This is a genomic window from Acinetobacter guillouiae CIP 63.46 (assembly GCF_000368145.1).
In the GTDB taxonomy this organism is placed as follows: domain Bacteria; phylum Pseudomonadota; class Gammaproteobacteria; order Pseudomonadales; family Moraxellaceae; genus Acinetobacter; species Acinetobacter guillouiae.
The window spans coordinates 124,288-147,554 of record NZ_KB849284.1 but is presented as its reverse complement, the minus strand read 5'-3'; the positions used below and the strand labels follow the sequence as shown (position 1 = coordinate 147,554).

At 39.2% G+C, this 23,267-nt stretch carries 22 protein-coding genes and 2 pseudogenes; 8 read left to right on the top strand and 16 right to left on the bottom strand.

Translation table 11 applies throughout. From position 1 onward, the window contains the following. Positions 1–26 precede the first annotated feature (26 nt). The 5 genes and pseudogenes from tssM (at position 27) to F981_RS16645 (ending at position 6,000) form a co-directional block, all read left to right on the top strand. Complete coding sequence (tssM, locus tag F981_RS16660) at positions 27–3,932, top strand: type VI secretion system membrane subunit TssM (RefSeq protein WP_004723552.1); 3,906 nt, start codon at positions 27–29, stop codon at positions 3,930–3,932. 34 nt (positions 3,933–3,966) lie between these two features. Beyond that, positions 3,967–4,363 (top strand): annotated as a pseudogene (gene tagF / locus F981_RS24440) (type VI secretion system-associated protein TagF); the annotation flags it as partial. A 71-nt stretch (positions 4,364–4,434) separates the two neighbouring features. Next, positions 4,435–4,926: pseudogene (locus tag F981_RS24435) on the top strand (type VI secretion system-associated protein TagF); the annotation flags it as partial. A 118-nt stretch (positions 4,927–5,044) separates the two neighbouring features. After that, on the top strand, positions 5,045–5,695 hold the full coding sequence (locus F981_RS16650; protein WP_434087049.1) for an OmpA family protein: 651 nt from the start codon (positions 5,045–5,047) through the stop codon (positions 5,693–5,695). Between the two features lie 38 nt (positions 5,696–5,733). Further along, entirely contained in the window at positions 5,734–6,000 is a 267-nt protein-coding gene (locus tag F981_RS16645; RefSeq protein WP_004723549.1) for a PAAR domain-containing protein, read from the top strand. Positions 6,001–6,226: 226 nt separating this feature from the next. Here the strand turns inward: F981_RS16645 and F981_RS16640 are convergent, their stop codons facing one another. Beyond that, positions 6,227–6,769 carry an NADPH-dependent FMN reductase gene (locus F981_RS16640; protein WP_004723548.1) on the bottom strand — a complete coding sequence of 181 codons (543 nt, stop codon included), beginning with the start codon at positions 6,767–6,769 and terminating at the stop codon, positions 6,227–6,229. A gap of 158 nt (positions 6,770–6,927) precedes the next feature. Here F981_RS16640 and F981_RS16635 point away from each other — a divergent pair, with 158 nt between their 5' ends. Then, positions 6,928–7,494, top strand: coding sequence for a 5'-methylthioadenosine/S-adenosylhomocysteine nucleosidase family protein (locus tag F981_RS16635; RefSeq protein ID WP_004723547.1), 567 nt, complete (start codon positions 6,928–6,930; stop codon positions 7,492–7,494). 103 nt (positions 7,495–7,597) lie between these two features. On the opposite strand, the gene F981_RS16630 is transcribed toward F981_RS16635, so the two are convergent. The 14 genes from F981_RS16630 to ubiG form a co-directional block, all read right to left on the bottom strand. Further along, positions 7,598–8,212, bottom strand: a complete 615-nt coding sequence (locus F981_RS16630) for a TetR/AcrR family transcriptional regulator (protein WP_016539535.1) — start codon at positions 8,210–8,212, stop codon at positions 7,598–7,600. Positions 8,213–9,017: 805 nt separating this feature from the next. Next, positions 9,018–9,815 (bottom strand): ATP-binding cassette domain-containing protein, encoded by a 798-nt coding sequence (locus F981_RS16625; RefSeq protein ID WP_004723545.1) that lies wholly within the window; start codon positions 9,813–9,815, stop codon positions 9,018–9,020. 9 nt (positions 9,816–9,824) lie between these two features. After that, complete coding sequence (gene ssuC / locus F981_RS16620; protein ID WP_004723544.1) at positions 9,825–10,646, bottom strand: aliphatic sulfonate ABC transporter permease SsuC; 822 nt, start codon at positions 10,644–10,646, stop codon at positions 9,825–9,827. Continuing rightward, entirely contained in the window at positions 10,643–11,812 is a 1,170-nt protein-coding gene (gene ssuD / locus F981_RS16615; protein ID WP_004723543.1) for an FMNH2-dependent alkanesulfonate monooxygenase, read from the bottom strand. Before ssuD ends, ssuC begins: the two co-directional genes overlap by 4 nt. Positions 11,813–11,833: 21 nt before the next feature. Beyond that, the gene (locus tag F981_RS16610) at positions 11,834–12,766 is read right to left on the bottom strand and encodes a sulfonate ABC transporter substrate-binding protein (protein WP_085942780.1); all 933 of its coding nucleotides are present in this window, start codon (positions 12,764–12,766) and stop codon (positions 11,834–11,836) included. Between the two features lie 94 nt (positions 12,767–12,860). Next, a complete protein-coding gene (locus F981_RS16605) occupies positions 12,861–13,820 on the bottom strand; it encodes a sulfonate ABC transporter substrate-binding protein (RefSeq protein ID WP_004723541.1) in 960 nt (319 codons plus the stop codon). A gap of 336 nt (positions 13,821–14,156) precedes the next feature. Further along, entirely contained in the window at positions 14,157–15,512 is a 1,356-nt protein-coding gene (argA, locus tag F981_RS16600; protein ID WP_004723540.1) for an amino-acid N-acetyltransferase, read from the bottom strand. A 420-nt stretch (positions 15,513–15,932) separates the two neighbouring features. Further along, complete coding sequence (locus F981_RS16595) at positions 15,933–16,295, bottom strand: RcnB family protein (RefSeq protein ID WP_004723539.1); 363 nt, start codon at positions 16,293–16,295, stop codon at positions 15,933–15,935. 193 nt (positions 16,296–16,488) lie between these two features. Beyond that, positions 16,489–16,785: an RcnB family protein gene (locus tag F981_RS16590; RefSeq protein ID WP_004723538.1), complete on the bottom strand. Its 297-nt coding sequence runs from the start codon at positions 16,783–16,785 to the stop codon at positions 16,489–16,491. Positions 16,786–16,991: 206 nt separating this feature from the next. Beyond that, positions 16,992–17,393 carry an RcnB family protein gene (locus tag F981_RS16585; RefSeq protein ID WP_004723537.1) on the bottom strand — a complete coding sequence of 134 codons (402 nt, stop codon included), beginning with the start codon at positions 17,391–17,393 and terminating at the stop codon, positions 16,992–16,994. A 281-nt stretch (positions 17,394–17,674) separates the two neighbouring features. Further along, the gene (locus F981_RS23965; RefSeq protein ID WP_004723536.1) at positions 17,675–17,830 is read right to left on the bottom strand and encodes a hypothetical protein; all 156 of its coding nucleotides are present in this window, start codon (positions 17,828–17,830) and stop codon (positions 17,675–17,677) included. Between the two features lie 215 nt (positions 17,831–18,045). Beyond that, complete coding sequence (locus F981_RS16580) at positions 18,046–18,792, bottom strand: YciK family oxidoreductase (RefSeq protein WP_004723535.1); 747 nt, start codon at positions 18,790–18,792, stop codon at positions 18,046–18,048. Between the two features lie 261 nt (positions 18,793–19,053). Further along, the gene (locus F981_RS16575) at positions 19,054–19,728 is read right to left on the bottom strand and encodes an HAD family hydrolase (protein WP_170266086.1); all 675 of its coding nucleotides are present in this window, start codon (positions 19,726–19,728) and stop codon (positions 19,054–19,056) included. Beyond that, a complete protein-coding gene (gene ubiG, locus F981_RS16570; protein ID WP_004723533.1) occupies positions 19,725–20,438 on the bottom strand; it encodes a bifunctional 2-polyprenyl-6-hydroxyphenol methylase/3-demethylubiquinol 3-O-methyltransferase UbiG in 714 nt (237 codons plus the stop codon). The genes F981_RS16575 and ubiG overlap by 4 nt, the downstream gene beginning before the upstream one ends. 229 nt (positions 20,439–20,667) lie before the next feature. Here ubiG and F981_RS16565 point away from each other — a divergent pair, with 229 nt between their 5' ends. Beyond that, positions 20,668–21,285: a thiol:disulfide interchange protein DsbA/DsbL gene (locus F981_RS16565; protein ID WP_004723532.1), complete on the top strand. Its 618-nt coding sequence runs from the start codon at positions 20,668–20,670 to the stop codon at positions 21,283–21,285. 80 nt (positions 21,286–21,365) lie between these two features. Here the strand turns inward: F981_RS16565 and F981_RS16560 are convergent, their stop codons facing one another. After that, positions 21,366–22,010 (bottom strand): TetR family transcriptional regulator, encoded by a 645-nt coding sequence (locus F981_RS16560; RefSeq protein WP_004723531.1) that lies wholly within the window; start codon positions 22,008–22,010, stop codon positions 21,366–21,368. Positions 22,011–22,184: 174 nt separating this feature from the next. Between F981_RS16560 and F981_RS16555 the strand changes: the two genes are divergently transcribed. After that, positions 22,185–23,207 (top strand): ferredoxin reductase, encoded by a 1,023-nt coding sequence (locus tag F981_RS16555; protein ID WP_004723530.1) that lies wholly within the window; start codon positions 22,185–22,187, stop codon positions 23,205–23,207. The last annotated feature ends 60 nt before the right edge of the window (positions 23,208–23,267 follow it).

The window sequence follows — 23,267 nt, the reverse complement described above, 5'->3', positions numbered from 1 at the left end:
GATAAATTTAGAAAGAAATAGAGAAAATGATACAAACAATTTTAAGCTATGCATGGCAGTACATCACAAACCCGAAACTGGTGATTGCGCTTTCGATTCTGGTGGCGATCGTTTCTTCATATAGTGTAGTGCCGCGTCAGTACTTCTTTATGATGGTTGCAGCTTACATTCTTGGATTGGTGATTTACGGCATCTACTGGTTGATCCAGCGCCGTAAACATGCAGAACAAGGTGAAGCATTGGCTGAAGCGATTCAACAAGACACCACTGCTGAATATGGAAAACAAAAAGATAAAGAAGAATTAAATCTGATCAATCAGCAGATGAAAGATTCGATCCAGTTGATTCGTAAGTCTAAATTGGGTGATAAAAGTGGTAATGCGGCACTCTATGAGTTGCCTTGGTATATGGTGATTGGTAACCCTGCTGCGGGAAAAAGCTCGGCAATTTACCATTCTGGACTAAAATTTCCCTTTGAAGAGACCCATCAAAAAGTGGTGTCTTCAGGACTCAGTGGTACCCGAAACTGCGATTGGTTTTTCTCAACAGAAGGGGTCTTGCTGGATACAGCTGGTCGATACTCTGTGTATTCTGAAGACCATTCAGAATGGTTAGGCTTTTTAAATATTCTGAAAAAGAACCGCTCTAAAGCGCCGATCAATGGCTTAATTGTGATTGTTAGTGTGGCTGAATTGGTCAGTCAAAGCCCTGAAAAATCGATCAAATTGGCGAAAAGTTTAAGAGCGCGTATTCAAGACTTAACTGAACGTTTAGAAATTTTTGCACCTGTTTATTTGGTCTTTTCTAAAATGGATTTGATTGCAGGATTCACTGAATTTTTTGAATGTTATGAATCTGCTGAGTTTGATCAAGTGTGGGGTGCGACCTTACCTTATGACTCTGAATCATCACAGAATGCTGTAGAACATTTCGAGAAGCACTACAATATTTTATATGATGGATTAAAAGGGGTCAGTACCACCCATTTAAGTCGCCGTCATGCGCAAAATATTTCGCCAAGTGTGATGACTTTCCCACTTGAATTTAAGACTTTAAAACCTGTATTAAAAACGTTTATTGGTACTTTATTTGAAGAAAACCCGTATCAATTTAAACCAGTCTTCCGTGGCTTTTACTTTACCAGTGCTTTACAAGAGGGCGTGATAGAAAGCCCGATGACGGAACAAATTGTTGATGATTTTCAGCTGACTAAAATCCCCAATAGCGAACATGGTATTCCACAAAATTCAATTTCTCAGAATCATGGCTATTTCTTAAAAGGTTTATTCTCAGAAGTCATTCTCAAAGATAAAAACCTAGTTAAACAACATATTAACCCGACCACAAAGCGTAAACGTTATTTGGCGTTTATTGCATCATTATTGGGTGTTTCCATCATTTTAGGTCTATGGGTATGGTCTTATCGTAATAACCAACAATTGATTGCAGATGTTCAGGCCGATTTAAATAAAGTTGTGCAAATGGAGCAAACTTCGGGTCAAGAGCTCTCTACCCAAATCGATGCTTTACTGATTTTGCAACAACGTTTAGAGCAATTAGATGATTTTGATCAGCATCGCCCATTGAAGTTTTCGTTTGGTCTATATCAAGGCAATGACTTAAAAGAAAAATTAAAAGCTGAATATTTAAAAGGTGTGAAACAGATTGTTTTAGCGCCGAGTCAGCAAAACATTGCACAATATTTACAACGTGTAAAAGGCAATGAGCAGACGCTTAAGCAAAATCATGTCAATGTAGAAATTAAACAAGCGTCTTCGACACAGATTGCATCAGAACCTTCTGATACCAATCCACAAGATGCCTACAATGCGTTAAAAGCCTATTTGATGATGAGCAATCCACAATATATGGATGCGAGTCATTTAAGTGACCAAGTCACTCGCTTTTGGCGTTCATGGTTAGACACCAATCGTGGGCAAATGCCACGTGGCGAAATGATTCAAAAAGCTGAAAAAATATTGAGCTATTCAATGACTTTAGCCAATGATAAAAAGTTTCCAGTGTTAGAGTCTGATGCGCAATTGGTCGATCAAACCCGTCAAGTGTTGCTCTCTGTTGTACGTGGAATGCCAGCACGTGATCGCGTTTATAATGAAATTAAAATGCGCGCGGCAGTTCGATTCCCTGCGGTGACGGTGGCGCAAATTGTCGGTGAAACCAATCGTAATGTCATGCTCGGTGGTTATGCATTGCCTGGTATATTTACCCAAAAAGCATGGGATGAATATGTCGATAAAGCGATTGAAGAAGCTGCGAATAAGCCAACAGATACCAAAGATTGGGTGTTGAATAGTACCCAGTCAGATGATTTAACTTTTAGTGGTAGTCCTGACCAAATTCGTAAACAGTTAACCCAGTTGTATAAGCAAGAATATATTGCTGAATGGAAGAAGTTTATTAATGCTACCCATTATGCGAAAGGTGCTGATTTTGTTCAGCAAGCCAAGGTCATGGATGTGTTGGGTGAGCCACAAAACTCTCCAATCCGTACCTATATTGATCGTGTTGCAAAAGAAACCAGTTGGGATAATCCAGTCGTTCAAGCTGAACTTGCCGCGCCACAAACTGGCTTTATTGCTTGGTTTAAGCGTAAAGTTTTAGGTCAAGGTAAAACGGATGATATCCAACGTGCATCGAATCAAGCACAAGGGCAGATTTCTCAACAATTCCAAGTATTCTACCAATTGGTCCGTAAACGTGATGATTTACAGAACAAATCACTGTTGGATGATTATTTACAGAATATGGCGCAAGTCAGAAGTAAGTTGAATGATCTACGCAGTGCAGGTGACTTTGGTCCAAGTGCTTTGGCCTTAGCGAAACTGACCATTAACGATCAAAGTTCAGTTTTCAACACCACTCAAAAAGTCGTCGATGAAAAATTGACGGTTGGTTTGGGTGAGTTGGATCAGCAAATGGTTCAAAAATTGTTGGTGAGTCCATTAACTCAATCTTTTGACAGTTTGTTGACCCCAGCACAGGATGAAATTAATAAACTTTGGACCTTGCAGGCTTTCCAACCATTTAGCCAAACACTTTCGCAAAAAGTTCCATTTAACTCTTCTGGAACCATTCAAGCGACCAGTAGTGAAATTAGCCAAATTTTTGGTGATAACGGCAGCATTTCTAAATTTGTAAAAGAAACCCTTGATCCATTCGTTATTCGTCGTGGTTATACGTTGTCATCGAAGACATGGAAAAACATGGGTATTGGTTTAAATCCTGAATTCGTGATGAATTTTGAGCAATATACCACACCAATTAATGGTGCTTCTGCGGGAGCATCAGGTGGTGCTCCAGTTGCAGCCAATCAGTCAAATTTCCAATTCTATCCAATCCCTAACAATAAATTATTGTCCTATACCATTGATATTGATGGGCAGCGCTTGGTTTATGAAAATGGCATCCAACAATGGGTTAACTTCATGTGGCCAAATCCTGGTGCAATACCGGGAGCACGGATTACTGCAATCGATTTAGATGGGCAAACCCATACCATATTTGATGAGCCGGGTGAATACGGGATCAATAAATTAATTGATAGCGCACAACGTAAGTCATTGAATGGAAGCTTTGAAATGACATGGGCAAGCAAACAAAACAGTGATTTGTTTGTGAAACTTCAATTCCGTTTAATTAGTGGTAATGCTTCAAATCCAATTGGTTCTAATCGTGGCTATGTTGGATTAAAACTGGTTGATCGAGTCACAAGTCCTAAAGCACCATTGGTTGTTGCAGCACAGGCAGCGCCTGTTACAGTAAGTGCAAACTCACCAGCGGCTTCACCATTTGGCGGTGCTACAGCACCGACAGCAGCAGCACCTAAGCCTCAGACAACCGCACCAGCAAGCCCAACTGCGGCACCTGCTGGCAATGTGGCAAATGCTGCTGGAAAAGGAGTGGCTCAATGATTAAAGGGAACGATTTGACGCGAGGGATTAAAGTATGCAAACGATAAAGTCTACACCGTTGTATTATGGAAAATGTCCCGCACGTGGTGATTTTCTGAAAACAAAAGGGCAATATTCATTGATTCAAGTGATTGATCAATGGATTACGGAAGCTTTAGAGCTTGCAATGCGAGAAGAAAATTTTAATCAAGCTTATGAATCATTAGCACCTTTAGACTTCTTTATCGCAAACCCTAAGGAAAGAATGTTTCTTGCGGCAAATATGGTGACCAGTGAAGACAGTTCTGGTCGTCAATTTCCAATGGTTTTAAGTCAGTTATTAGAAGTTGATCACCCCTTTCAAAACTTACTCTATGCGCCGTTTAAATATAAACCGGTATTGATTGATTTATTTCAAAAAAATCGAAGCATCCGAACCATTCGTGATCCTGAAGTATTGATCAATAAGCTGGGTGAAATTGATCGTGAAATACAGGTTCTACCTGAATTAAAAACGCAGGACTTTTTTGAAAATCATACCATGCATTCATTTGCACAAATGATGAAGATCACGCCTTATGAATTGGCACAAAGTATGTTGGGTTTGGGCTTATTACTACAGCCGGTGCTTAAACACGGTACCAGTAAGTTATCTAAGGTGCTTATTTTACCGATTAATAATCATAATTATTGCTATGAAATTGCTGCCTTTTGGGTCAACTTAATCGGACGCTTTTTAGAAAAAAGTAATACAGAGATCTTGATTGGTATTCTTCACCAGGAGTCTCCAATTTTATTATTTGGATTCCAAGGGGCAGATATCACGGCTTTGAGTAATATTTTCACTCAAAATATGCAAAATGATCATTGGGTGTCTTTGGTCAAACCGTTATGGATTGATGCCTATTTGGAACAGAATGCAGGTCTAGCAGCACTAGAACAATCTTTATGTGAACGTCAATTGAGTCTGGTTCAAGGCATGAAAATTTTTAGACAAACATTTATAGATGAATAATGATATGAAAAATAAACAAGTCAAAATATTGAAAAAATTTGCGCTTATTTCTAGCTTATTTTGTTCATTCAATGTGTTTGCTGCCCCGATTGTAGTTGAAGGTGCTGTGCCAAATGACATGACCAAACAAGCAATCTTGGCGAAATTAAAAGCGGTTTATGGTGATGATCAAGTTGTTGATAAAATCCAAATTCGAGCCGTATCCGCACCGAATGGCTGGAGTGATTCGGTTACACGTGTGATTACTCCAGATTTAAAGAAGATTAGCCAAGGTAAGCTCTCTGTACGAGGCACGCAAGTTGAATTGGTTGGGAAAATGGGTGTGCAAACTGATATTCAGCCAACCACCAGTTTATTCCAATCCTTAGTTCAACCACCTTATCGATTTAATTCTCAAATTTCAGTGAATGCTGCTGAGCAATCTGTGATTGATAATGCCCTAAAAAATCGAATTATTGAGTTTGAATCTGGCAAAGCTGTACTTACCGCAACAGGTACACAAATCTTAGACGAGATGGTGGTTGCATTAAATAAAGTCCAAGGTAAAAATGTTAAAATTGTGGGGCATACTGACAGCCAAGGTAATCCACAGAAGAATCAGGATTTGAGTTTGCAACGTGCTGAAGCGGTGAAGCAATACTTAACTACGAAAGGCATTGCACCGACTCGTTTAAGCACAGCTGGTCTGGGTTCAACCAAACCTGTTGCTGATAATGCAACTGAAGATGGGCGTAAAAAGAACCGCCGTATTGAGTTCGATGTTTTATAAATTTTTATTCAATAACAAAACAATAAAAGGTAGGCACTATGGCACTTCCATATATCACGTTAGGGTCACCCACGACAGGTGGTGGAAAAATTATTTCTGCTCAGTCTTCTTTTCTGATTGATGGTAAAGCGATTGCGTGTGTAGGGGATAAGGCGACCTGTCCCAAGCATAAATGTGTCGCCAGCATTGTTGCAGGTGATAATCATATGTTGGTGATGGGGAAGCCCGCTGCTCAGCATAATTCACCTTTATCTTGCGGATGTAAATGTATTGGTGATCAGTCATTAACAGTTGGGCAAAATTAAAAAGTCCAAGTTATAAAAAAAGCCCCATCATCCTGACGGGGCTTTTTCGTATTGGTTCGCTAGGTAAACTCCTGTTCTACCTCACTTCCTGATGTACAGACCGATTATTATTGTTTTATGTCTGGGAAACTTCCTGTTCCCTATGACTATAGAATAGGGGATTTGCTTCAACTTCCCTAGCCGTCAATGCATGCAAGTGATGTAAGCTAAAGCGTACAATGTGATTTTAGACATTGGCATATTGGATGAGTTTGTTTACCACAGATTTGACTGCTTTATTATCAAACTCATTTCCTTCAAAGGTTTCACTCTTACCACGTTGTCCAATATCTCGCAGTTCAATGACAGCATTAGAGTCAATCATGCCAATAAAAGCACAGACTTGTTTAATTTGATCGATTGAACGTGAACCGTTGGTACCGCCATAACTGACAAAAGCCGAAGGCTTGCTCTGCCATTCTTTATAAACGAAGTCGATGGCATTTTTCAGTACAGGACTATAGCCGTGATTGTATTCTGGGGTAATGAAAATAAAGGCATCGCCAGAAGCAACTTTTTTCGCCCATTCTTGCTGTTTAGGCTGATCATAAATTCCTGAGGCGGGTGAATTTTTCCCAGCAAAGAAAGGTAAATCCCATTCTTTTAAATCTACAATTTCAACATTGAGGGTACTGAAGTCGAGTTTTTGGATTTCTTTAAGTAACCATTCTGCGACTTTAATGGCAACACGACCTTCTCGAATACTACCCACGATGATTTGGATATTCATTTATTTTCATCTCTATTTTTCTATGAAAACATTATGCGCAATCAAGGTCATAGGTACAGTAGTGATTTGTATATGATTTTAAAATTTTGAGTTAACAATAAGATTGATCAGGATTTGAATTTCCATTCTAATAAGGAAAATTTTAATTCTGAATAGATATGAAAGACGACATTGCACTGATTATGGCTTTACCCAATGAATCTAAAGGCTTATTTGAACAAGCAGGTATCACCGTCCACTATAGCGGGATTGGCAAGATTAATGCAGCCTATACGGCATTCGATGTTATTCAAAAAACCGGTTGTAAAACCATACTGAATTTAGGTAGTGCAGGAAGTTCTTTCTTTGATGCCCATGAGTTGATTGAGGTAAAAACCTTTGTGCAACGCGATATGGATGTTTCTCCACTCGGTTTTGATGTGGGCGTTACGCCAATGGATAAGCATTTTCCAGGCGAAATTCATTTAGAATCGTATTTTCCACATTTAGCGCAGGGTGTTTGTGGTACAGGGGATAGTTTTGAAACAGGACAACCCAAAGTGAGCTGTAACTTGGTCGATATGGAAGGCTATGCACTGGCTAAAGTCTGTAAAAAATTAGATGTGCGTTTCGTTTCGATTAAATACATTACAGATGGTGCAAATGACACCGCACATTTAGATTGGGAAGATAATTTATTATTGGGTGCACAAAAGTTGTTAAAACTATATCAGTCTATTTATTAAAGACTTAGTTTATTTGCGTATTATATAAAGTTTAAAATTGAGTCTTGGCGACCATAGAACTCTATGGCCGTTTGCCAAAATAACCAATAAGTATATTGGATGATTAATTGCGCGGTAACACACCATATAAAGTCATATGGATTGTATGTTCAATTGCGCGTTGACACATACTTTTATTACGCAAAGTTTTACCAGTCACCATTTCGATTTGAGTACTAAAGTCTGCATAATTTTGAGTCAATGCCCAAATATTAATAATCAGCAACTCAGCATCGATTTGATCTGATATTTTACCTTGCGCCTGCCAGTTTAAAATCACTTTGGCTTTACGTTTAAAGAGCTTTTTAAGCGGGCCTTTGAGGATCGGTAAAATATGTGGTGCGCCTTGAATCACTTCTAATGCAAAAAGTTTTGAAGCTTTAGGCTGAGTTCTAGAGATTTCAATTTTGGTCATGATGTAATGTGACAAAGCCTCTGTCGGTTCCAATTCTGACTCAAGCGACTGCAACGGTGCTAACCATTTCTGCATAACTGTTGTTAGCACTTCAACATATAAGGCTTCTTTATTTTCATAGTAGTAGAAAATATTGGATTTATGCATATCTGCTAATTGAGCGATTTCATCTAGACTTGCGCCGTTGAAACCATAGACAGAAAATACGTCAAGTGCAGCATTGAGCAGCTGCTGGCGTTTTTGAGCACTCTTTTTTTGTTCCATCGCATCTTTAATCGAAAAACTGATTATTAAATTGTACGGTAAAATGTTTGATTTGTGCACAGAAAGCAGCATTATTTTGGTATATTTCTGATAAATAATGATGAAGTTTTATTATTAAGTCGATCGTAGATCCCTATTATCTAATTTTGCACTAAACTGGAGCAAATCTTATTTTAAAATTCTGTCAGTTATGACTTAATATTTAAATTTTGTGACATTTTTTAGTATAAGGTTAATTTTTGAGTTAATTTAAAAATTAGATAATCTTAAATAGCATGATTTAATTTTCATTTAAGAAAACTGACTTTCTTTAAAATACCCAGCTCATTTTTAATCAATAGAAACAGCTGAAAACTTAAACATATTTGTGACAGCGAACATTTTCTATCCGATCAAAACGACAAAATATTCGATTTAATTATTCTAGATCAGCAACATGGTTCCGCAAGGTTGGGGTCTGCTAACAATTCGTCTAAGTTTGCGACTACGTGTGATTTTTAGGCGATACTAGGCGCGAAATACGAAATTTAGTCATTCTAAATAATGAGAAACATCGTTTCGCAAGGTAACGACGTAGCGACAAAAAGCACACTAGTCCCGAAGGGTTGTGGCTAAAATTATCTCAGCCTGTGTTATGAAACTCGAAAATAGTCTCGCTATTCTCTTCGTTTCATGCCTTGCCTGCTCAATTTTAACCTACAACGCAAACCATTTATGAAATGTCAGCAGACCCTAATATGTAAAGACAAAAATATTCTGCTCGACAATACCTTGCGTTGCCAACAAAAGGGTATTTTGTTGCTGTTCATGTCGCAAGCACAGCACTGAGTACCTGTTGTTCAAGTTCGGCAAATGCTACACCCTTTTGACGTGGACGTGGTAAATCGACTTGAAACTGTTGCGCAATATGTCCTTTATCCAAAAGAATAATACGATCTGCGAGTTGAACTGCTTCACTAACATCATGGGTAACCAGAATGGTGGTAAAACCTTGTTCTAACCATAACTTTTCAATTAAATTCTGCATTTCTAGTCGCGTCAATGCATCTAAAGCACCTAAAGGTTCATCCAGTAATAAAACTCGTGGTGTATGTGACAAAGCACGAGCAAGCGCCGTTCGTTGACGTTGTCCACCAGAAAGCTGTGATGGCCAAAGTCCAGATTTCTCCTTTAATCCGACCTTTTCTAATAATTGCTCAGCTTTAGAAAATTGGTTTTTGGCTAGACCCAATTGCACATTTTTTAGAATACTTTTCCATGGCAATAAGCGTGGATCTTGGAACATCACCCGAATATCATCTGCAATAATCCCTTCACGGAAATTTAATAAGGATTTAAATTTGATTTCACCATAACTGGGTTGTTCTAAATCGGCAATTAAACGCAGTAGGGTACTTTTACCACAACCACTACGTCCCACAATTGCAACGAATTCACCTGCTTCAATGTTTAAATCTAAGTCCTCAAGAACTTTAACTTCGCCATAATATTTATGCAGTTGTTCGATCGAAATTTCGGCACCAATTTTTGCTTGTTGTTCTTCAATAATCTCGGTTGGTGCCACCAAGTCATTGGCATATTGGCTAATGCTTAAATCGGTCATATCAGACTCCTATTTTTGATAACCTGCGTGCCAACGCAATAGGTATTTTTCTAAAAATTGTGCAAAAACATCGGCAAGTTTGCCTAAAAGGGCATACAGCAAGATACCCACTAGCACGATATCTGTTTGTAAAAACTCACGCGCATTCATGGTCATATAACCAATTCCAGATTGTGCAGAAATTGTTTCTGCCACAATCAGCAGTACCCAAACCAACCCCAGTGAAAAGCGTAAACCCACTAAAATTGAAGGCATTGCGCCCGGTAAAATAATGTCTTTATACAATTGCCATCTGCTTAATCCATAGCTTTTTCCCATTTCTATCAATTGAGGATCAACTGAACGAATCCCATGATAGGTATTGATGTAGATCGGGAAAAACACACCGACAGCCACTAAAAAGAGTTTTGCAGACTCATCAATTCCAAACCATAAAATAACCAATGGAATCAGCGCCAATGCTGGAATATTTCGGATCATTTGCAAGGTGGTATCCAATAAGTTGGATGCAACTTTTGATGAACCATTAAGCAGTCCCAAAAATAGACCGAGCCCACCACCAACTAAGAGGCCAAGTAGCGCGCGACCAGCACTGACTTTGACGTGCTGCCAAAGCTCACCGCTGACTAAAAGTGTCCAAAACGCAGAGACTACCGCTGTCGGTGCAGGTAAAACACGGCTTTCAAGCAATCCTGTTTTAGACGCAATTTGCCAAATGACAATCAGTAAAATCGGCACAATCCAAGGCAGCAAACGCTGCCCAATTTGTTTCGTTCCACGTGAAACGGCAGTACTTTTGGCTGGAGCAGCATTGTTAATTAAGGCATTCATGCAGGCTCCTGTAATGGTTTCTTATTTTCTTCAGGGGTGTAATTATTGGCAACGATTTCGCCAAATGGTCCAGTCAAATTAGGTTGCGTGAGTTTCTTGCGTGTTTCCAACGGCAGTAATGGGAATACTAGTTCAGCAAAGCGAATAGATTCTTCCAAATGTGGGTAGCCTGAGAAAATAAAGGTATTGATGCCTAAATCTGCATATTCTTGAATACGATCTGCAACAGTCTGTGGATCACCGACCAAAGCCGTACCTGCACCACCACGAACGAGTCCAACTCCTGCCCAAAGATTTGGTGATACTTCAAGCTTACTACGATCACCATTATGTAGCTCAGCCATACGGCGCTGACCGACGGAATCCATTTGTTTAAATTTTTTCTGTGCAGCGGCGATCGTCGCATCATCTACATATTGGATCAGTTCATTGGCAGCTTGCCATGCTTGTTCATTGGTCTCACGAACAATGACATGTAAACGAATACCATAATTAAGTTGACGACCTTTGGCATCGGCTTTCGCTTTCACTACTGCAATTTTTTCTTTGACAGCAGCAGGTGGTTCGCCCCAAGTCAAATAGGTATCAACTTGCTCAGCAGCCAATTCAATCGCATCTTCAGAAGAGCCCCCAAACCAGAGTGGTGGGTAAGGCGCTTGAATCGGTGGATAAAGCAGCTTGGCATCATCTACACTTAAACGTTCGCCATGGAAGGTAAATGATTCACCTGTATGTGAACGTTTTAAAATTTCACGCCAAATCGTGGTGTATTCAGCTGCTGTTTTATAACGTGAAGCGTGGTCTTCGTATACGCCATCACCTTTCAATTCTTGCTCATCACCACCTGTAACGAGGTTGAGTAAAACCCGTCCATTGGATAGACGATCAAAAGTTGCAGCCATACGTGCCGCGAGTGCAGGCGTTGTTACGCCTGGACGTAACGCAACCAAGAATTTTAAATTTTTAGTCGCATCAATCAGGCTCGCAGCAGTAATCCATGGATCTTCACATGAACGTCCCGTGGGAATGAGTACACCTTCATAGCCCAAATTATCCACAGCTACAGCAATTTGTTTCATATAAGCATGGTCCACTTGGCGAGCGCCTTTGCTTGTGCCTAAATAACGACTGTCACCGTGAGTAGGAATAAACCAGAAGATTTTCATTTCATTCATCCTTAGAAAATATTATTTCGCTGTCCAAACGGCTTGTTTAATATCAATGCTGTTTGGAATAATTTTGAGTTCGCTAAAACGATTGGCCAGTTGTTGCTGATCTGCAATTACTTTTGCTGAAAGCGGTGCTGCACCCGAAGGTCTTGGGCGTCGCTCAATAAAAGTTTGACTAACTTTCGGTTTTAAACCAGTGCTTTGCCCGATGGCTTGTGCTGTTGCGACACGATTGGCTTGTACCCATTTATCAGCAGTATTAATTTGCTGGATAATGCCTTTAACTGCTTGAGGATATTTCTTTACAAAATCTGGCGATGCTAAATAGAAGGTATAATTCGGACTTAAACCCTGCCCTGAGGCGAGGATACGCGCCTGATCTTCAACTTGAGCAGAAGCAAAGAATGGGTCCCAAATCGCCCAAGCGTCGACAGCACCTTTTTGAAATGCAGCACGGGCATCAGCAGGGGTTAACCAAATCGGTTGAATGTCTGACCATTGCAAACCAGCTTTACGGACAGCTTGTACCAATAAATAATGCGCACTTGAGCCTTTCTGTAACGCAATACGTTTACCTTTCAACTCATTCAGTTTGGTGATTTTTGAATCTTTAGGCACTAAAATTGCCGAAGCCAACGGCTTGGCTGCTTCATAGGCAATGTAGTACAGCGGTTTATTCGCGGCTTGGGCATATACTGGTGGGGTATCGCCAGTGACACCAACATCCAGAGAACCTACAGCAAGGGCTTCTAAAATTTGAGGACCCGCAGGGAATTCATTCCAAGTGATTTTGGCATTTGGGAATTCTTTCTCATACAACTTTTGTTGTTTGGCGATTGCAAAATTAATAGAACTTTTTTGAAAGCCAATACGTAATTCTTTTACCGTTGGATCGATTGCCCACACAGAGGCTGAACCCAGCATTGCGCTACAGATCAACATCGTGGTCATGGCATGAGTCGTTGCATTGAACCATGAGGCTGTGTTTTGTTGTGCGATTTGCTGGGTCATATTGATGTCCTCTTTAACGGCGCTGTTGGCGAAATTAATTCGCTAAAACAGCTGCTTGAATGTTGATTTTATTGGGAATGAGTTTTTGTTGATAAAAAGCATCTGCGACAGCTTGCTGTTTCTTTACCACATCGTTAGAAATTGGAGTCACACCAAAACCCATACGAGAAATTGAGGTATTCAAAATATCAAGCGGTAATCCCGTCGGTTTTTCTAAGAGTTTTGCCGCATCGGTTTGATGTTGAGACACCCACTGCGTTGTCGTATTCAGTTCATTGACCACAATTTTTAAAACATCGGGATGTTGTTCGGCAAACTTACGATCAGCCAAATAGAATTGGTGGTTGTTGACCAAGTTTTGACCTGTCGCAATGACTTTGGCATTGAGTTGTTTTTCAGCAGCAGCAAAGAACGGATCCCAAATGACCCAAGCATCTACAGCACCTTTTTCAAAGGCAGCACGTGCATCAGCTGGTGGTAGGTAGACCACTTGAATATCATCAAGTTTTAAATGATTTGCTTCTAAAACTTTCAGTAAAAGATAATGTACATTTGAACCTTTATTCAAAACTACACGCTTACCTTTTAAATCTTGGACTGATTGAATGGCTGAATCTTGCGGCACAATTAAGGCTTCAGCCAAAGGTGCAGCAGGTTGATTGGCAACATAGACCAGATTTGAGTTTGCAGCTTGGGCGAAAATAGGCGGTGCTTCCCCAGATTCACCAAAGGCCACACTACCGACATTTAAACCTTCTAGGAGTTGAGGACCAGCAGGGAATTCAACCCATTTCACATTTACCCCTTTTTCCTTTAGGGCTTTATCTAAGTCGCCACGTGCTTTGATAATGGGCAAGACCCCATATTTTTGAAAACCGATATTTAAGGTTGTAGTTTCTTGTGGTTTTGAGCATCCAGTAAGCATCATGATGGTGGCAAGGCTAGCACTAATAAGGGTGATTTTTTTCCACGAAGGTTGAAATAAGCTCGCCATGAGTCACGATGCTCCTATAAAGTCAGAAAAAGGCATGAGCATCAGCTTAAAAGGCTTTGTATTTTCAAAAAAATAAGTTTTTAGTGATTGCTAATGAAAAAAACAGATAAATAATTAACTGCTAAGCTTAGCTGTAAATGAGAAATATAAAGTGGATATTCTATAAAAATATAATGTTATAAGAATTTGAAAATTATGATGTTATTTGTATTATTCAATCACCATATATAGATTCCACTCTCAAGAATAAGAAAATATTCTGCTTGATGGAATCTATAGCGATAAGCTTAGCAGCAAATGTGATAATTCTTTCAGAATAAAAAAATTTCATCAATTTTAAGTAATTGATTTTTTAAAGACCATCGAATTACGTTGATAGTTATATAGCGCTTGTCGGGCTTCGGGTAAATCATCAACATTGGCCAGTTTAAATCCATGCTCTAAGAACCAGTGTGCGGTTCGCGTGGTTAATACAAACAGTTGTTGAATACCCAATTGACGTGCATTTTCTTCTAGGAAATGCAAAATTTGGCTACCACGATTAGATTTGCGATAGCTTGGGTGTACGGCTACACAAGCAATTTCGGCCGATTGCACTTCATTGTCTGTTGATGGAATTGGGTAGAGCGCAGCACAGGCGAGAATTGTTCCATCTCGTTCAATGACGGCAAACTTTTCGATTTCATTTTCTAAACGTTCGCGTGAGCGATAGACTAAAATACCTTCATCTTCCAAAGGGCGTAATAGATTAATCAAACCGCCAACATCACCAATATTTGCCATACGAACTTCTTCATAATGGGCATCGGTGATCATGGTGCCATGTCCATCACGAGTGAAGAGCTCTTTGATCAATGCACCATCATCGCTATAGGAAAGCAGATGAACGCGATTTACGCCTTTTAATGAGGCTTCTTTTGCATTGTGCAAATGCAAAGCGATTTCAAAATTTGAATCTTGGTATTTTTCAATATGCTTATCGAGTTGCTGCGGGGTAATTTCACGTCTCAATTGCCCATATTCATCCATTAAGCCTTGTTGATTACCTAAAAAAATCAATTTATCGGCTTTGATATGAATGGCCGTTTTTGTCGCAACTTCTTCCGCAAGCAAGTTAAATACTTCACCTGTGGTGGAATACCCTGTAGGGCCAAGTAACACAATATTTTGATTGCCTAAATGGCCTTGAATGGCTTCAGTATCAATCGTGCGAACTTCGCCAGTGAGTTGGAAATCGACACCATCACGAATGCCATACGGCTTTGCTGTGACAAAATTACCTGAGACCACATCAATGCGTGCGCCAAACATAGGTGAATTGGCTAGTCCCATAGACAATAAAGCTTCGATTTGTAGACGAATCGAACCAACGGCACTCATAACACAAGGCAGTGATTCACGTGTGGTGACACGACGGTTGATATGGATCGGGCTTTGAATTTTATTGTGAAGCAAGTTGGCCGTAATTTGCGGGCGAGCGCCGTGGACTAAAATGAGTCGTATGCCCAATGAATGCAGTAGCGCAATATCATGAATAATATGCTGAAAATTTTCATGTTCAACAGCTTCACCACCAAACATCAATACAAAAGTTTTACCACGATGGGCATTGATATAGGGTGCAGAGTGACGAAACCAATGCACGTATTCTTGCGTTGTGCTTTGTATTGTTTCTAAACTGTCGGTTTGCATGCCTATCTCAGTATTGATGATTGCGATACAGCGATTCTAAACAAAAATAGTGCAAGAATAATAGTCAAAATAAAAAAAGCACTCGAACGTGGGAGGACGAGTGCAAAAGGGTCATATGCGTGTTGCGATTCACATTGGATTATTGAGTTAAAAACCAAATATTTTAAGGATTACTGTTCATTGAAATTACACAAGTTAATCTTTTCATTTTGAAAAATTTAATGAGGATATTTGTCTTTCCTAACTAACTCAATAATTAACCAGTTCAGATTAAATTTAATCGTAAAATATAGAGAAACTATGGAGATATAAATGAAAGTATGTAGTTTATTTATTTGCCCAATCAATTAGATTTTAATCATATTCTCAAAATATGAAAAAACCCAAGCTGAGTTGGGTTTAAAAGTTAAAATATAGACATTAACCAATCACACGAATAATACGATTATTTCGCTCATTTACCAGCACATAATCACCATTTACTTTATACCATTGCTGATATCTTCCAGGTTTAGGTAACTGACGGTAGTTTTTATAATTGACATGATAACGCGAAGAATTGAATTGAGTCGGGAAGTATTGCCCTGAGCGCCAGCGCTGACTCGAATTTACTCGGTTGTCATAATGGTTGTTGTTATTCCAACGATGGTCATGTTTATGATCCCAATGGCTTTGTTGATAGCGATTGTGATCATTTCGATGATAATCATGAGGTGCAGCCATCGCAGACGTTGCAATCAGCGCACTCATCGATAAAGCCAGTGTCGTTAAGATATTTTTCATTTGATTCACCTGAATTGAACTTTTGTCCTTTGATGTAATTAAATTACTCAATAATTTGAGATAAACGGTGAGCAAGATTTAGGTGAATTGTGAAATGTATGAAGACTTGATGAAGAGACCCATTGAGGTTTTTCTTTTCATAAATAAAAAAGCCCAAAAAAGAATTTGGGCTTTAAATATCGTAGTTTGGATATTATCGAATCACACGGATAATATGGTGGTTGCGTTCATTAACCAGTACATAACGACCATCTACTTTATACCAGCGTTCAAATTTAGCCGGTTGATGCAGGTTTTTGTATGCACGATAATCATTCACATAATAGCGATTGTCATGATAACGATCAGGTAAAATTACACCTTCTCGCCATTCAAATTTTTCATGTGATGCAACAGGGCGATGATTTTGACCATGATCCCAGTCAGCCATTGCTGAAGTAGCAACTAAGGCACTGAGTGATAGTGTGATTGCGCTTAGAACTTTTCTCATTTGAATCGACCTTTTCAGACGGATGCTTTATCCGATTATTCAAATTACACTTTAAGTTAAGATAAAAAATGGAGAAATATCATCTAATTGTCAATTTTATGGAGATTTATGGAATTTTTTAAAAACAGATTGGAATGATGAAATTTAGACAAAAAAAAGCTCAAACAAAAAGGTGTTTGAGCCTATGAAACCAAAATATTTAAAAACTACATCCCTCGGATATTCACAATATTATTATTGTCTGAGTCGACCAAGATATAGTCATTGTTGATCTTATACCATTGTTGATTACGTGAAGGCTTTGGAAGATTTTCATCTTTATAATCAACTTTGTAACTATTACCACGATAATGTTGTGGCATTACATAACCCATTTGCCATTTGTGCTGTTGCAAACGTTTTACACCACGTTCTTCACGTTCACGACGTTGTTCTTGAATGTTGTCATCATCATTACCACGATCACGATGATTGCGTCCACGATCTCCACGTTCGCTTTTGCCACGATCAAAACCATTGTCATTGTCAAAATGAGGACCTGCACTGCTGATCTGAGCCGTCAACAGCGTTGATAAAGAGATGGCGATGATCGCTAAAATCTTTTTCATAATCGTCCTCGCTTATTCAATATGTTTATTTTGACCTCACTACTGTACTGCTAAATTGCAGAGAAACTGTGAAGAAAGTTCAGTTTTTCATTTAAAATGACAGACATAATAAAAACATATTTCTGTAAAAGTGAAAAGAGTTATTGCAAAGCTTTGAGCTGTAATGCATCGCAGCAAATTTTTTTAAGCGGAATGTGTGACTAAAAAATGTAAATATTTATGAAAATAAACTTGTATGCAGGCTTAGAGAGATGACCCCACTATAAATTGAGCCTGAATGATTAATACCACTGCTGATTCATCTCCTTTAAATAATTGATTGCTTTGATCATCTCTTTAGCTTGATGAGCATCATCTAAGGCCTGAATAAACTGATTTGGAAGCTGTAATTGTTCGATAGAACGAATCATCTCTACTTTATGTTTTAAATCTTTCATAAAAAAACGCCTCAAATTGATCTGCTTAACTTGAGTAACACTATAGAGGAAGCGTTATGATTTAAGAAACTGAATAAAGTTATAGTTTTTATTGGGTAAAGCGATTTTGATGTGGGCTTTTATTAAATTTTTATTTTGACTCTGTGATCAATATTTTAAATGACAGTATCTCTTATGATTTTCTCCACGCTTCGAAAAGCGCGGAGAAACAGACCCTAATCTTGTGCGTCGATACTCTCACCATTCAACGCAAGGCTATCATCTCCCATGAGGTAGAGATAAGCAGGCATGATGGCTTCAGGTGATGGTAAAACCTTTGGATCTTCATCAGGATAAGCTTTGGCACGCATAGCGGTACGGGTCCCACCTGGGTTGATACAATTATATCGAATATTTGGATAAGTATTTTCTTTAGCAAATATTTTACTGACCGCTTCAATCGCAATCTTTGAAACCGAGTAAGCACCCCATTGTGCACGTGCTTCACGTCCTACACCAGAGCTAGCGAAAACGACTGATGCATTTTCAGATTTTTCCAGTAAAGGCAGTAATTCTTGGGTGAGCACAAAGGGTGCACGTAAATTCACCGCCATCACATCATCCCAGACCTCTTCTGGATAATGTGCCAGCTCAACACGCTCTCCTAAGATTCCGGCATTATGCAAAATACCATCTAAGCGGCCAAATTGTTGCTCTAGAGTATCGACGAGCAGTTCATAGTCACGTGAAGAGGCAGTAGAAAGCTGCAAAGGAAGAATGGCAGGTTGCGGGGCACCAAGTGATTCAATTTCATCATAAATGACTTCAAGTTTATTGAGCGTGCGACCATGTAACACGACTGTTGCGCCGTGTAAGGCGTAGCTGAGCGCAGCTGCACGTCCAATACCGTCTCCCGCACCCGTAATAAGGATAATTTTATCCTTCAATAAATCTGGGCGAGGTTGATATTCTGAATACTTCATGGGAGACCTCCTATAGTTGTTATGATGTCATTTAGGCTTTGGACGCAATGTCGTTACCCAATCAAACAATGTTTCTCATCATTTAGAATGATTAAATTTTATATGTCTTACTTTGCACTGTTGGAAAAGAACTGCTTCTCGTAAAGCGAGCCGAAGTGCCAACAGAGCTATCTTCTATATAAAAACATTGAAACATCATATTCAAGATGTTTCAGTGTTATTTATCATGTTGTTGGGTAAATTGAATGATTTTCTTGAACTTTAACTATTCACAAGTTTTCGAATAACTTGATGTAATTCATCGACATTCTCTACGATACAGTCGGCTTGCCAAGCATTTAAATCATCTTTGTACTGTAATGGTAAATAACCATATGCTGCGAGGATTGTATACATTTGCGCATTACGTCCTGCATCAATATCGCGCGGATGATCACCCACATAAATACATTGTTCAGGTGCAATCTCAATTTGCTTTGCCGCCAGATACATTGGCTCAGGATCTGGTTTGGTCTGAGCGACATCTTCAGGACAGACCAGAACAGCGCAACGTTGTGTGAGGTTCAATGCGTTCAATAATGATTCACTTAACCAACGTGGTTTATTGGTCACAATACCCCAAGGGATCTGTTGGCTTTCTAACTCTGCCAAAAGTGGATACATACCAGCAAACAGGTCTGTGTCTACAGCAATGTCATCACCATACTGATCTAAAAAGCGTTGGCGATGCACTAAAAAGACTGGATCATCCACTTCGAGTTCAGGATAAACCAGTTTTACCATTGCACGTGCGCCCTCAGAAACCTGAGTACGGATCAAATCCGCATCAACCACTGCACGTCCTTCTTCTCGACACATATTTTGAATAATACGGATAAAATCCGCAGCCGTATCAATCAGTGTTCCGTCTAAATCAAAAAGAACAGCTTGCATCAAACACCTTCATTCACAGTATAAACCATGTAATTCACATCAACATTGGGCGCAAGCCAGTAATGCTTTGTGAGTGGGTTGTAGTGTAAGCCAGTCATATCTTTAAGTTTTAAACCTGAGTTACGAATGTCATCTGCAAGTTCAGACGGTTTAATAAATTTATGATAATCATGGGTGCCTTTTTTCAATAAACGTAATACATATTCCGCACCAATAATTGCGAATAAATAAGACTTAGGATTACGGTTAATTGTTGAGAAAAACACATGACCATTTGGTTTAACTAACTTTTGACACGCTTGGATGATGGATGCTGGGTCAGGAACATGTTCTAGCATTTCCATACATGTAACAATATCGTATTGTCCTGCTTGTTCTTCTGCGAGTTGTTCCACAGGAACCTGGCGATATTCAATATTTTGAACATTTTCTTGTTCAGCGTGTAAGCGAGCCACATTCAATGGCGCTGCCCCCATATCGATACCTAAAACATCGGCACCACGACGCGCCATACTTTCAGCCAAAATCCCGCCGCCACAGCCCACATCAAGAATCTTTTTGCCTGTAAGACCATTGGCATGTTCATCAACCCAGTTTAAACGCAGTGGATTGATTTGATGTAAAGGTCTGAACTCAGAGTGTTGATCCCACCATAAAGCAGCAAGTGCTTCAAATTTAGCAATTTCCTGTGGATCAACATTAAGTTGCGACATGCCGGGCACCTCTAAGTAAATTGTTTTAATCAAAAATTAAGTTCAGTTATGCTAGTGTTTGTTAACACTTCGTCTATTTATGAAATATCAACAGACCCTAGTGTAACCATAAATCCAGAAAAAGCGATGAATCGTGTAAAAAACTTCACAGAAGGAAAACGATTTTCCCATATTTGTTTTATAGTGAATGCATAAGCTATACGAGATGACTACGAGGACAATAAAGTCAATGAAAAAATTTATTTTAGGTGGCATGACTGCCATGGTGATGGCGTTTTCTGTAAATGCCATGGCTGCCGATTTTGTTGCAGGTAAAGATTATACCGTGGTGCAAAACCCAGGAAAAGTTTCAGTTCCTGGTAAAATTGAAGTACGTGAGTTTTTTTGGTATGGATGCCCTCACTGCTTTACATTAGAACCGCATATGCAAGCGTGGTTAAAGAAGATCCCTAAAGATGTTAACTTTATCCGTACACCTGCAGCAATGAATCCATTATGGGAACAAGGTGCTCGTGCATATTATGTGAGTGAAGCATTGGGTGTACGTAAACGTACGCATTTGCCTTTATTCCATACCAATCATGCAGGTAATCAGCAAGTTCTACAAAAAGATGCTTTTGCTAAATTCTTTACTCAGTACGGTGTGCCTGAGGCGAAATTTAACAGTATGTATAGTTCTTTTGCGATCACTGCAAAAATTGCTGAATCAAACCAATTGGCACAACAGTACCAGCTTTCAGGGGTGCCTGCTGTTGTGGTAAATGGTAAATATGTGGTTCAAGGTGAAGATGGTAAAGTGACGCAAGTTGTTGACTATCTGATCAATAAAGAACGTAAAGCCAAATAAGCTTTGCTGTTTTTAAAACCCGCAATTGAATTGCGGGTTTTTTTATTGCTGATGATATAGAGGCGAGTTTGGGAGATAAATTAAGCTTTATCTCGGTCCCAATTTTCGATGCCTTTAAAAATTAAGCGGATTTGCGTTACCGATTGCTTTTTAAGCACCATTTTTTGCAACTCAAGTTCTATGCCTGAATATTGTCGAGATAAGTTGATCCATGACATTGCCCAAGTAAAAGATAAATTAATCAAAATATTGGTGATCACTTTTAAATCATTTTCATCATGAAAATTTGCGATAACTTCAAACTTCTTTAACGCGTTGGCAAGGTCATCGTTTAGGAAGTCAATTTCACGGGCGATGGCTTTACGCACAACTTCTGAACCACCCCAACGTTCCGCGATCATAAAAATCCATTGTTGCGAACTGCTGTCTACAGCCTCAAAAAACAGCGCCATGCTGGTTTTGGTTTTCGCTTCAGGATGCGCTAGGCCTTTGCCTAATTGATGTAGGACATTCTTTAAATAAAGCGCAACTTGATCCACCAGCTCTTTGCCCAACTCATCCATATCTTGGAAATGGCGATAAAACGCTGTCGGAACCAAACCAACTTCACGGGCAACTTCTCGCAAACTGATACTCGAAAATGAACGACCCGATGTGCTTAAGGTTAAAGCAGCATCAAGTAAAGCCTGACGGCTTTGCTGTTTTCGTTCATCGCGTATCGACATTCTGGTATCCAAAGATTTTTGTTGTGATGAGTCTATCAAAAATAAAAACAAATTAAACGACGAATGTCAGTGTACAGGTGTTGACTGAATTTAAAAAATGATTATAGTGTACATATGTTCACTAAAAGAACGTTTGTTCACTCAATAAATAGCAAGCACAAAGAGGAACGTCACATGAGTAGCTATATGCAGTATCAGCCAGAATGGGTTCGTGAGGATTTTGTCGATTTTATCGCTGAAAAAATCAATCCTGTTTGGGCTTGGAAAAAGGTAAAAGCCACGATTATTAAAACTCGTGCATTAAGCCCTGATTTTTATCAAATTCAATTACGTCCAAATCGTAATTTTAAGCATCAACAGTTTAAAGCAGGACAATCTGTTCTTGTAACTGTTGAAATTGCGGGTGTGCGTCAACAACGTAGTTACTCTGTGGTTAAATTTTTGAATAATGGCGATCTGATCATTGCTGTAAAACAGCAGGGTAAAGTCTCCAATGCACTGAGCCAAATGGCTTTTGGTAGCATTGTTGAGTTGTCACAAGCTCAAGGTGATTTTGTTTTAGCTCAAGATGCATCGCCATTGTTATTGATTGCGTCAGGCAGTGGAATTACCGCAATCCATTCTTTATTGCTTGAAGCACTTAAAGATTCAAATCGTCCAATTGATTTAATTTATTTTAGTCGTGATGAGGCTTTTCATACAGATCTAGAACAGCTTTATCAGCAACATGCGTTGTTGAATTATCACTATATTCACACAGCTCAGCAAAAGCAGCATTTAACTGTCGAGTTATTGGAAAGTTTGGTTCCTGATTTCAAGCAGCGTCAAAGCTATGCGTGTGGTGCACGTGCAATGATGCAAAGCATCAATCAAATTTTTCAAGATTTGAATATCACAGATCGTTTGAAACAAGAGTATTTCCAGATTGCGGTAGATGAAAGCCTAGAAGCACAACCGATTGTTTTTTTACGCTCACAACAAGAGTTTGCTGCGAAATCAAACCTACTTGAAAGTGCTGAACAAGCGGGATTAAAGCCAACTCATGGTTGTCGTATGGGGATTTGTAATACCTGTACTTGTACCAAAGTGAGTGGTTCGACCAAAAATATGCTGACAGGTGAAATTGACCATGCTTCAAATACACAGATCAAATTGTGTATCAGCCAAGCGATAAGCCCTGTGGTCATTAATCTGTAAATTAAAACAATCATTTCAATAAATTTAAACAACTTCTCGGTCTGTTGAACCTAGGCGTAG